Origin of the sequence: Arthrobacter globiformis (assembly GCF_003261175.1) — a bacterium.
Taxonomy (GTDB): domain Bacteria; phylum Actinomycetota; class Actinomycetes; order Actinomycetales; family Micrococcaceae; genus Arthrobacter; species Arthrobacter globiformis_A.
The window spans coordinates 1-10,580 of record NZ_QLNP01000091.1 but is presented as its reverse complement, the minus strand read 5'-3'; the positions used below and the strand labels follow the sequence as shown (position 1 = coordinate 10,580).

Here is a 10,580-nt window from a genome sequence, read left to right as displayed (position 1 = left end):
GAGGGCGGTGATGACCTCGTCGATTTCGTCGTTGAACCGGAAGGAGCCTTTGAGGTCCAGTTCGCGGGTGATGGCCAGGGAGATCAGGACCGGCTGCGGGCCGGTGGGCAGCAGCCCGACCATGACCACGGTCCCGCCCCGGGCGGCGCCCTGGATCGCGGAGGCCAGGCCGTGGTGGTTCCCGGAGGATTCGATCACGACGTCGGCCTGCACCCTGGCGATCGCCTCACCATCGGCGGCGTTCAGGGTCTCGTCCGCGCCCACCGCCGTGGCGATCTCCAGGGGTTTGGCGTGCATGTCCACCGCGACGATCCGGGCAGCGCCGGCACGTTTGAGGACCGCGACCACCAACGCCCCGATCGGGCCAGACCCGATCACGAGCGCGGTCTTGCCGGCCACGTCCCCCGCCCGTGCGACCGCGTGCCAGGCCACACTGGCCGGTTCGATCAGGGCCGCGGTGCGCAGGTCCAGGGTTTCGGGCAGGGCCCGGAGCATCCTCACCGGCAGGTTCACGTACCGGCTGAACGCCCCGTCAGTGTGCGGGAACCGCGCCGCAGAGCCCAGGTACGTGCACCCCGGTGACAGGTTCGGCCGGTCCGCCGGGTACCTTGGCGCGTCCGGGCCCGTCCCGGGGCCCGGGGTGGCCGGGTGCACCGCCACCGGGGTCCCGGCGGCCGGGCCGGAACCGTCCGCGGCAGCCCTGACCACCCGGCCGCTGATCTCATGGCCCAGCACCAAAGGCGCCTTCAGGATCGACTCCCCCGCCGCGCCGTGCAGCCAGTAATGCAGGTCCGACCCGCAAATCCCCCCATACAGCACCTCGATCACGGCCTCGTCCGGGGCCGGGGCCGTCAGCGGGACATCATCGATCCGCAGATCCCCCTTCGCATGCGCGACCACCGCCGGACCCGACACCGGCAGTTCCGTTGCCGCTGCTGCCGTTGTTTCTGCTGAAGATTCTGTTGTGTGTGTCATCAGACCACCACCGTCATTCCGCCGTCGATAAAGATTGTCTGCCCGTTCACGAAATCAGACCCGCTGGAGGCCAGCCACACCGCCGGGCCGGCCAAATCCTGCACCGTGCCCCACCGCGCCGCCGGGGTCCGGCCCAGGATCCAGGCATTGAACTGCTCATCGTCCACCAGGTTCTGCGTCATCTCGGTATGGATATACCCCGGCGCGATCCCGTTGATCTGCAGCCCCGCACCAGCCCACTCCGCGGTCATCGCCCGGGTCAGGTTCCGCAACCCGCCCTTCGCCGCCACATACGGGGCGATCGTGGGCCGGGCCAGGTCCGTCTGCACCGAACAGATGTTAATGATCTTCCCGTGACCCCTCGGAATCATGTGCCGGGCCGCCTCCCGGCCCACCAGGAAGGCGCTGGTCAGGTCCGTGGAGATCACCCGCTCCCAGTCCTTCACGTCCAGCTCCAGCATCGGCACCCGGTGCTGGATCCCGGCGTTGTTCACCAGGACCTCCAGCGGCCCCACATGCTCCTCGACCCAGGCCACCCCGGCCGCGGCCGCCGAATCGTCCGTGACATCAAACGCCACACCGTGCACCCGGCCCGGCGCGTACTCAGCCGCCATCACCGCCTCCGCAGCCTTCAACCGCTCCGGATTCACCCCGTTCAACACCACCGTCGCACCCGCATCAGCCAACGCCCGAGCCAACGCATTACCAATCCCCCGGCTCGAACCAGTCACCAAAGCAACCCGCCCGGTCAAATCAAAAAGTGAAGTCATGAAAAGGTCCCTTCTGCGGCGCTCACGGCGCCCGTCCTGCTGAGATTTGAAATGGTCTGCCGCACCACGGCCAGGTCCTGGTCCCCCAGACCCTGGCGTTTCAGTTCGGCATAAAGTTCGACGCCGGCCCGCGCCATCGGAACGGCCGCCCCGGCGGCGTCGGCCGTCTCCACGACGAAGGACAGGTCTTTGTGCATGAACTTTGCCGGGCCGGTGGGGGTGTAGTCCTTCCGGGCCATCCGCGGGCCCACCTGGTCCAGGACGCGGCTGCCGGCGAGGCCGCCGGACAGGACCTCATAGAGGGCCGCGACGTCGACGCCCGAGCGTTCGGCGAGCTCAGCCGCTTCGGCGAGTGCCGCCGTCGTCGTTCCAACCACCAGCTGGTTGCACGCCTTAGCCAGCGATCCGGCGCCGAGCGGACCCAGGAGCCGCACGGTGGTGCCCATGGCCTCGAAAAGCGGAAGCAGCCGGCGGAAGTCGGCCTCGTGGTCCGCGCCGGCCATAATGGCCAGCGTGCCATCGATCGCACCCTTTGTCCCGCCGCTGACCGGCGCGTCCACCACCACGGCACGGCCTGAACTGGCCGCGCGGACCCTCTGCCCGAAAACCTTGACCGCAGTGGGGGAAACGCTGCTCATGACCACCACGGCGGTGCCGGGCGCCGGCGGTGCTGGCTTCCAGCTCTCGAGGAGTCCGGATGCCACGTCCTCAATGTAGCCGAGGTCCGGCAGCATGAAGACGATCACCGGCTCGTCTCTGAGCTCGTCAACGCTTTTTGACGCTGCCCCGCCGAGCCGGCACAAATCCTGCACCGCCCCAGGCGACCGGTTCCACGCCGTAACCGCCCAGCCCTTCCGTACCAGGTTCGCGGCCATCGGCGCCCCCATTAGGCCCAGGCCCACGAAGCCTGCTCTCGGTATGTTCATCTGCAGCGGAACCTCACTTCGTTGTGGTCGTTGTGGCCATTCCTGATTCATCATTTCCGGGAAGACTGTTCAGTATTCTAGCCTCCATTCAGTATGATGAACAGTATGACGACTAAAACCACCGTCGCGATCGCCGTCCCGCTCGAAGCCGAGTACGTGGAACGCATACGCGCCGTAGATCCCTCCGTGACCGTCCTTTACGAGCCCGACCTGCTGCCGCCCGAACGGTTCCCCGCCGACCACGCCGGCGACCCCGGCTTCAAGCGCACGCCTGGACAGGAGGAGCGCTACTGGGAGATGCTGGGCAACGCCGACGTGCTGTACGGCTTCCCGAACGAAAGCCCGGCCGGCCTGGCGCGGATCGCCAGGGAAAACCCGCGCCTGCAGTGGATCCACGCCATGGCGGCAGGTGCCGGCGGAGCAGTCAAAGCCTCCGGCCTCGACACCGAAACCCTTAACAAGTTCAAGGTGACCACATCCGCAGGCGTGCACGCCCTGCCCCTCGCCGAATTTGCGGCGCTCGGCATCCTCAATGGCTTCAAGCGGACCGCGGAGCTCGCCCAGGACCAGGCCGCCAAGGTGTGGCCGGAGCTGCGGATTCCCACCAAGCTGGTCAACGGCTCCTCGCTGGTGGTCACGGGGCTTGGGGAGATCGGGCTGGAAACCGCACGCATCGCCCGCGCACTCGGCATGAAGGTCAGCGGCACCAAGCGTTCGGTGGAACCGATCGACGGCATCGAGGAAGTTGCGGACAACAACGGACTGGCCGGGCTGCTCGCCTCCGCCGACGCCGTGGTGAACACCCTCCCGGGCACGCCGTACACGGAGAGGCTTTTCAACCGCGAGGTCTTCGCGGCCATGAAGCCTGGCACGGTGTTCGTGAATGTCGGCCGCGGAACGGTAGTGGACGAGGACGCGCTGCTCGAGGCGCTGGAGAACGGTCAGGTGGCCTACGCCTGCCTGGACGTGTTCGCCGTCGAGCCGCTGCCGCAGGACAGCCCGCTGTGGAACCACCCGCGCGTCATGGTCTCGCCGCACACCTCGGCCCTGAGCGCAGCCGAGAACCGCCTGATCGCCGAGCGCTTCTGCAGCAACCTCCGGACTTTCCTCGACGGCGGCGAGCTCCCCCACCTCGTGGATACGGTCCACTTCTACTAAAGAGTCCGTTCCACTAAAGCGCCCCCGCAGCGGGGAAACCGGAGAGCCGGGCAACCAAAGGTTGCCCGGCTCTCCTGTTGCACCCTCCCCCGAGCGCTGCGCCTTTCTAGCGGGCGTCCTCGATTGCCAGGAGGTCGCGGCCCTTGGTTTCCGGCGTGAAGAAGGTGCTCACGAAGGAGATCAGGGCAAGGACCAGTGAGTAGATGGCCAGCACCAGCCAGGAGTAGCCGGTGGCCGCGAGCAGTGCCGCTCCGACCAGCGGGACCAGGCCGCCCGCCAGCACGGCGGAGAGTTCGCGCGCCATGGCGACACCCGTGAACCGGTACTGCGAGCCAAACAGTTCAGGCAGCAAGGGGCACTGCGGTCCCAGCATGGACTGCACGCCGAGCGCGATGCCAACCACCATGACAACCCACACCAGGGTCACGTTGCCAAGGGTCACGAGGTAGAACGCCGGGAAGGCGATGACAGCCTGAAACAGGGCCCCGTAGCGGTAGACCGGGACGCGGCCGAAGCGGTCAGACAGCGCACCGAAAGTGACCACCATGACGGCGGCAAAACCGGCGGCGATCAGGAGACCCACCGGGCCTATGAACTTGTCCCCCGGAAACACGCCCGCCGGGGCCGCCAGGAACGCCACCAGCAGCGCCGAGTAGATGGAGGAATTTCCGTTCTCACCCATGCGCAGGCCGATGCCCACCAGCACGTTCTTCTTGGAGTGCTTCCAGAGCTGGCCCACGGGGTTCTTGACGACGTTCTTGTGCTTCTCCAGCTCCTGGAACACCGGGGTTTCCTTGAGCCGCAGGCGGATGAACACCGCCACGGCGATGAGGATCACGCTGGCCAGGAAGGGCACCCGCCAGAGCCAGCCTTCAAGGACTGCCTTGTCTGCGGTCGCGATGAGGGCGAAGGTGCCGGCACCCAGGAGGGTGCCCAGCTGGATCCCCACGAACGGCAGGGAGGCAAAGAAACCACGACGGCGGGGCGGGGCCACTTCGGAGATCAGCGTGGTTGCGCCGGCCTGCTCCGCCCCGGCACCGAGGCCCTGGACGATCCGGAGGATAACCAGGAGGACCGCGCCGAGCATTCCCGCCTGCTCGAAGGTCGGCAGCAGGCCGATCGCAAAGCTTGCCGCACCCATCAGGCCGATGGTCAGGATCAGCACCATTTTCCGGCCGAACCGGTCGCCGATGTAACCGAAGACGATGCCACCGAACGGGCGGGCAGCGAAGCCCACACCGTACGTGGCGAATGAAGCGATCAGCGCACCCTCATCGCCGAGCGGCTTGAAGAACAGCGGCCCGAAGATGAGGGCCGAGGCCAGGCCGTAGATGTAGAAGTCGTAGTACTCCAGAGCGGATCCTACGGAGCTGGCAAGTGTTGCCCTTCGCAGCTGTTCCGGTTCGACGACGGCGCCGTCCGGATCAGCCAGCGGTGAATCAGTACGAGTTGTCACTAGCACTCCCTCAAAGACACTCCAGGCCCCCGTTGGCCTGGTGAGTAGTGACAGCACTATTGCGTCGGTCACTATGTTGAACAGCGTACAACATGATGAACGACTAGCCAATAGGCCGGATTTCCGCCTAGGCCATGGGGTTGCCAAGGGATCGGGCCAGCTCATTCAGCTCTTTGACCATCTGCGCGCCCTGCTCCTGCGAGTAGGTTGCCTTCAGCGCGGTGACGGAAAGGCCAAGGCTGGGGCCGTGCGCTCCGCGGGTGGCTACCGTTACGGCCAGGCACACCACTCCCGTGGTGGATTCCTCATCCTCAAATGCGTAGCCCTGCTCCCGGATTTGGGCCAGCTGGGCCTTCAGTTCCGCTCCCGTGCGCAGGGACTTGGGCGTCAGCACGGGAAGCTCCGCATCGTCAGCGAACATCGCGTCGATGTCGTGGTCGTGAAGCCTGGCGATCAGGGCTTTGCCCACGGCGCAGAGGGATACCGGCATCTTGTCGCCGATATTGGATGTCAGTCGGACGGCCGGATGGCCCTCGTAGCGCGCCAGGTAGATGACATTGGATCCGTCCAGCATGGCAATGCGCACTGTTTCACCTGACAGCGTGGGCGCCTGCTCGCAGAAACGGTAAAACTCCTGGACTTCGTCGAGCCGGCTCAGGTAGGCGGCGCCCAGTTCAACGAGTTTGCGCCCCAGCGTGTACTCGGCGCCCTGCCTGCTGATCAGCCTGGCTTCCTCGAGGGCCAGCAGGAGGTTGGAAGTGGAAGATTTGGGGATTCCGAGGTCCCGGGCGAGGTCGCTGAGGGTAAGCCGGCCCGTGGCGGACGCCGCAAGCGACTCCAGGACAGCCGCGGCTCGCGTGACGGCCGGCGCCGGGGACGCGCTGCCCAGTCCGTCATTGGCTTTGGGGGTGCGGGAATCGGCCATGATTCTCCCTTTCGGTACGCGCTCAGACAGCGGGGTTGGCAGACTGCATCGCGCGCGAGCACCGGCGACGATGCCAAAGCGTCCAGTCAACTGAACACCTACCATCATAATGGCTGGGCGACTGCCGCTGAAGGCCGTGCCTGGTCGACCACCGGCGCAAAAGGAACACTCCCGAAGCAACCTTCCTGATCGTTTCGTGTTTCCGAATGTTCACGGTATATTCAATTTCAAGCCTTCCACCGCGGCATCCCCCAATAGTCGCGGTGGAAGGCTTATCCAATTCTCGGGCCTTTGAGATTCAGTTCGGGCTCTCCAGCCCTTCTAGGCGCCCAGCCCTCAGGCCTGCTGCTCAGGCTGCATTCGCGACGGCTTTCTCCGCGAACGTGTTGTCCGCTACCGCGCTCCGCAGCCTCCAACCGCCGCCGAGCCCGTCGCGGATGATCTCCATGGTGGTCAGCGCCGATCCCGCGTTTCTCCCCAGCCGGGTCTGCAGCCGCCACACTTCTACGTCAACGCGGCTACGTCCCAGCGGCATCCGGCGCTCCGCCTCCCACCAGTTGACGCGTTCAAACCATCGCAGCGGTTCCGCGCCCACCGTCCATTCCTGGCCGCCGCGGATGACAGCGCCCGGCTGCCCGTCGGCAGCGGTCCTCACAAGTACATGTTCCATGCCCGCAGGTTATGGCCGGGCTCAGACATTAAACACAAAACCCCGTCCGACCAAGTTGAAGACTTGGTCAAACGGGGTTTTCAGGGTGGGTCCTACCGGGATCGAACCGATGACATCCACGGTGTAAACGTGGCGCTCTACCAGCTGAGCTAAAGACCCAAAGAGAGGTTTTTCGCACCGAAGCGCTCGAACCAACGAACATAGACTCTACCCGAACAGTGCCCTCAAACCCTAATCGGGTCAGGCCGGCGGGAGCGGGGGCAATTCATCTGCCAGCCAGGCGAGGGACTCGCCGACCCCGGCCTCCAGCTTGATCGTGGCAAGATCGTCGCCCCGCGTCTGGCCACGGTTGATGATGACAACGGGCTTGCCTTGCTTGGCGGCGTGACGGACAAACCGCAGCCCGCTCATGACGCTGAGTGAGGAACCGGCAACAAGCAGTGCTTCGGCTTCATCCACCATTGCGTACGCGCGCTCCACGCGCTCCTTGGGGACGTTTTCGCCGAAGTAGACAAGGTCCGGCTTCAGCACGCCGCCGCACGCGGGACAGCGGGCAACCACAAAGCTTCGGATCAGCCGCAGATCCTCCACCGTGGCGTCGGCATCGGGAGCCATCTCGACAAGTCCGGACTTCATGGCATGGTCAAGGAAGTCGGGATTCAGCTCCTCCAGAACCTTTGCGAGCAGGTGCCGTGAATACGTTCGGCGGCATTCCAGGCAAACCACCTGGTCGAAGCGTCCGTGAAGGTCCACCACGTTGACACTGCCCGCGTCCTCGTGGAGGCGATCCACGTTCTGGGTAATGAGCCCGGTCAGGAGCCCACGCTGCTCCAGGGCGGCGACGGCGGCGTGGCCGGCGTTGGGGCTGGCCCGCCTCAGGTGGGACCAGCCGATGTGGTTACGCGCCCAATAGCGCTGCCGGTTGGCCGCCTCAGCCACAAACTCCTGGTAGGTCATGGGTGAGCGCGGGGGCGAATCCGGTCCACGGTAGTCCGGTATGCCGGAGTCGGTACTGAGCCCGGCCCCCGTCAGAAGCGCCAAGGGCAGCCCGGCCAGTACGTCGCGGATCCCGCCCAGTGCTTCGAGGTCGCCGGCCGATGACTCGGCGCGCGGGGCCGAAGGCAGACTGGCGAAGCCTGTCAGGCCGATGCCGGTCCGCCGCTGATCCATGGGCTGACCCTGACGCCTAACCCTCGGCCAGCTCTGCCAGAACGCGGCGGTATTCGGTAAGGTCACGGGCTTGGCCCCGCGGATTCACAACGACGTAGCGGACCGTTCCGCCGGCGTCGATGATGAACGTTCCGCGCCTTGCCATTCCGCTCTCCTCGTCGAACACGCCGTACTTTTCTGCAACGGCGCCGTGCGGCCAGAAGTCGGCCAGCAGACTGAATTCGTAGCCTTCCTGCTCGGCGTACGCCCGGAGGGCAAACTTGCTGTCCACCGAGACCGCCAGCACCTCGGCGTCGGCATGTTCGAAGACTGCGAGGTTGTCCCTGATCTCGCACAGCTCGCCTGTGCAGATGCCGGAGAACGCGAAGGGGTAGAAAACAACCACCACATTGCGTCCGCGGAAGTCGGCGAGCCGGACGGGCTCGCCGAACTGGTTAGCCAGGGTGAAGTCTGGCGCCTGCTGCCCAACCTCGGGCACTCCGGCCAGTTCCGCCGACGCGACAGCGGCTTGTCCGGTCACTTGTTCTTCCTGGTCACCAGGCGAGTGGCGCTCCAGTCCTTGGAAACGCCCGCGGACGTGGTGCAGTGCAGCCCTGCGGTGGGTGCAGCGTCCTGGATCTCCGACGGCGAAACATATCCGGCGCGCCCGGACTTGGGCGTGAGGACCCACACCACGCCGCCCTCAGTGAGCGTCGTGAGCGAGTCGACCAGCGTGTCCACGAGGTCCCCGTCGCCGTCCCGCCACCAGAAGATCACGGCATCCACGACGTCGTGATCATCCTCATCCAGAAGTTCCGACCCCGTCAGATCCTCTATGTCATCACGCAAGTCAAGGTCGACGTCGTCGTCGTAACCGAACTCCTGAATCAGATCCCCGTCCTTGAAACCCAATTTTTCCGCCACATTTACCGAAGTGGCGGCGTCGGCCTCGCTCACGTGTTCCTCCTGTGCATGGTGATTTCGATTACTCCAAGCCAACACCCTTTGGGCGTGTGCTTCAAGCTACGGGCGCCGCAGTGCGGCTTATTGTGCGTCACACAACAAGTATGACGGTCAAATAGGGCGGAGGGTTCAAGCGCGGCTACGCATCCGCAAGCCGTCGGAGCTACAGTGACTGTTGACAACTATGCCTAGCGGGGCAACCGCCCCGGACAAATAGGCAGTCATACACACGAGATAAAACCCTGCCCGGCGCACATGACCGGGCTGTTGTAACCGATACGACGCACACGACGCGTTCACGCCGGGCAGCTACCCTGCCGGACCTGAGTGCGCCGATGAATGCGCGCAAAGAGAGGTTGGACGTGGCTGCAGGAGAAGATACCTCCCATATCCTCAGCGGGTTGACTAACCAGCTGCCTGATCGTGATCCGGAAGAGACCGCCGAGTGGGTTGAGTCCCTGGACGCGCTGATCAGGGAACAGGGCACGGAGCGTGCCCAATACATCATGCGCAGTCTCCTGCAGCGTGCCGGGGCGCAGAGCGTCGGGGTTCCGATGGTGACCACCACGGACTATGTGAACACCATCCCGGTGGACCAAGAAGCGGAATTCCCGGGCAACGAGGAGTATGAGCGCCGCTACCGGGCGTACATGCGCTGGAACGCCGCGGTGATGGTGCACCGGGCGCAGCGGCCCGAGATCGGGGTGGGCGGGCATATCTCCACCTACGCCGGCGCCGCGACCCTGTACGAGGTCGGGTTCAACCACTTCTTCCGCGGTAAGGACCACCCCGGCGGCGGGGACCAGGTGTTCTTCCAGGGCCACGCGTCCCCGGGCATGTACGCCCGCGCGTTCATGGAAGGCCGCCTCTCCGAGGAGGACCTGGACGGGTTCCGGCAGGAAAAGTCCAAGGAAGGCCACGCCCTCTCTTCCTACCCGCACCCGCGGCTGATGCCGCACTTCTGGGAGTTCCCGACCGTGTCGATGGGCATCGGCCCGATGAACGCGATCTACCAGGCCCAGTCCAACCGGTACCTGCACAACCGGGGCCTGAAAGACACCGCCGACCAGCAGGTCTGGGCGTTCCTGGGCGACGGCGAAATGGACGAGCCCGAGTCCCGCGGCCTGCTCCAGCTCGCCGCTAACGAGAACCTGGACAACCTGAACTTCGTGATCAACTGCAACCTCCAGCGCCTGGACGGGCCGGTGCGCGGCAACGGCAAGATCATGCAGGAACTCGAGGCGTTCTTCCGCGGCGCGGGCTGGAACGTGATCAAGGTCGTCTGGGGCCGGGAATGGGATGACCTGCTCACCCGCGACGCCGACGGGTCCCTGGTGAAGATCATGAACGAAACCCCGGACGGGGACTACCAGACCTACAAGGCCGAATCCGGCGGGTTCGTCCGCGAACACTTCTTCGGCAAAACCCCACAGACCAAGGACCTCGTCGCGGACCTGACCGACGACGAGATCTGGAACCTCAAGCGCGGCGGGCACGACTACCGCAAGGTCTACGCCGCGTACAAGGCCGCGACCGAATTCAAGGGCAAACCCACCGTGATCCTGGCCAAAACGGTCAAGGGCTACGG

At 65.4% G+C, this 10,580-nt stretch carries 10 protein-coding genes, 1 tRNA gene and 1 pseudogene; 2 read left to right on the top strand and 10 right to left on the bottom strand.

What is annotated here, in order from left to right:
* The 3 genes from DBZ45_RS14895 to DBZ45_RS14885 form a co-directional block, all read right to left on the bottom strand.
* Positions 1 to 975: L-idonate 5-dehydrogenase (locus DBZ45_RS14895; protein ID WP_111904668.1), on the bottom strand; the 975-nt coding region annotated here is incomplete at its 3' end.
* Positions 975 to 1,745, bottom strand: a complete 771-nt coding sequence (locus tag DBZ45_RS14890; RefSeq protein ID WP_111904666.1) for an SDR family oxidoreductase — start codon at positions 1,743 to 1,745, stop codon at positions 975 to 977. The genes DBZ45_RS14890 and DBZ45_RS14895, both read right to left, overlap by 1 nt.
* Positions 1,742 to 2,671 carry an NAD(P)-dependent oxidoreductase gene (locus DBZ45_RS14885; protein ID WP_111904665.1) on the bottom strand — a complete coding sequence of 310 codons (930 nt, stop codon included), beginning with the start codon at positions 2,669 to 2,671 and terminating at the stop codon, positions 1,742 to 1,744. The genes DBZ45_RS14890 and DBZ45_RS14885 overlap by 4 nt, the downstream gene beginning before the upstream one ends.
* Positions 2,672 to 2,764: 93 nt before the next feature.
* Between DBZ45_RS14885 and DBZ45_RS14880 the strand changes: the two genes are divergently transcribed.
* Positions 2,765 to 3,829: a D-2-hydroxyacid dehydrogenase gene (locus tag DBZ45_RS14880; protein WP_111904664.1), complete on the top strand. Its 1,065-nt coding sequence runs from the start codon at positions 2,765 to 2,767 to the stop codon at positions 3,827 to 3,829.
* A gap of 106 nt (positions 3,830 to 3,935) precedes the next feature.
* Here the strand turns inward: DBZ45_RS14880 and DBZ45_RS14875 are convergent, their stop codons facing one another.
* The 7 genes from DBZ45_RS14875 to DBZ45_RS14845 all read right to left on the bottom strand — a co-directional run bounded on the left by DBZ45_RS14875 (position 3,936) and on the right by DBZ45_RS14845 (position 8,986).
* The gene (locus tag DBZ45_RS14875) at positions 3,936 to 5,285 is read right to left on the bottom strand and encodes an MFS transporter (protein ID WP_111904663.1); all 1,350 of its coding nucleotides are present in this window, start codon (positions 5,283 to 5,285) and stop codon (positions 3,936 to 3,938) included.
* A gap of 127 nt (positions 5,286 to 5,412) precedes the next feature.
* Positions 5,413 to 6,210, bottom strand: a complete 798-nt coding sequence (locus DBZ45_RS14870) for an IclR family transcriptional regulator (protein WP_111904662.1) — start codon at positions 6,208 to 6,210, stop codon at positions 5,413 to 5,415.
* A gap of 349 nt (positions 6,211 to 6,559) precedes the next feature.
* A complete protein-coding gene (locus DBZ45_RS14865; protein WP_111904661.1) occupies positions 6,560 to 6,880 on the bottom strand; it encodes a hypothetical protein in 321 nt (106 codons plus the stop codon).
* An 86-nt stretch (positions 6,881 to 6,966) separates the two neighbouring features.
* A tRNA-Val gene (locus DBZ45_RS14860) sits at positions 6,967 to 7,039 on the bottom strand.
* An 81-nt stretch (positions 7,040 to 7,120) separates the two neighbouring features.
* Positions 7,121 to 8,050, bottom strand: a complete 930-nt coding sequence (locus tag DBZ45_RS14855) for an NAD-dependent protein deacetylase (RefSeq protein ID WP_111904660.1) — start codon at positions 8,048 to 8,050, stop codon at positions 7,121 to 7,123.
* Between the two features lie 16 nt (positions 8,051 to 8,066).
* Positions 8,067 to 8,570 carry a peroxiredoxin gene (locus DBZ45_RS14850; protein WP_223257096.1) on the bottom strand — a complete coding sequence of 168 codons (504 nt, stop codon included), beginning with the start codon at positions 8,568 to 8,570 and terminating at the stop codon, positions 8,067 to 8,069.
* On the bottom strand, positions 8,567 to 8,986 hold the full coding sequence (locus DBZ45_RS14845; RefSeq protein ID WP_111904659.1) for a DUF3052 domain-containing protein: 420 nt from the start codon (positions 8,984 to 8,986) through the stop codon (positions 8,567 to 8,569). Before DBZ45_RS14845 ends, DBZ45_RS14850 begins: the two co-directional genes overlap by 4 nt.
* 341 nt (positions 8,987 to 9,327) lie before the next feature.
* Here DBZ45_RS14845 and DBZ45_RS14840 point away from each other — a divergent pair.
* A pseudogene (locus DBZ45_RS14840) lies at positions 9,328 to 10,580 on the top strand (pyruvate dehydrogenase (acetyl-transferring), homodimeric type); the annotation flags it as partial.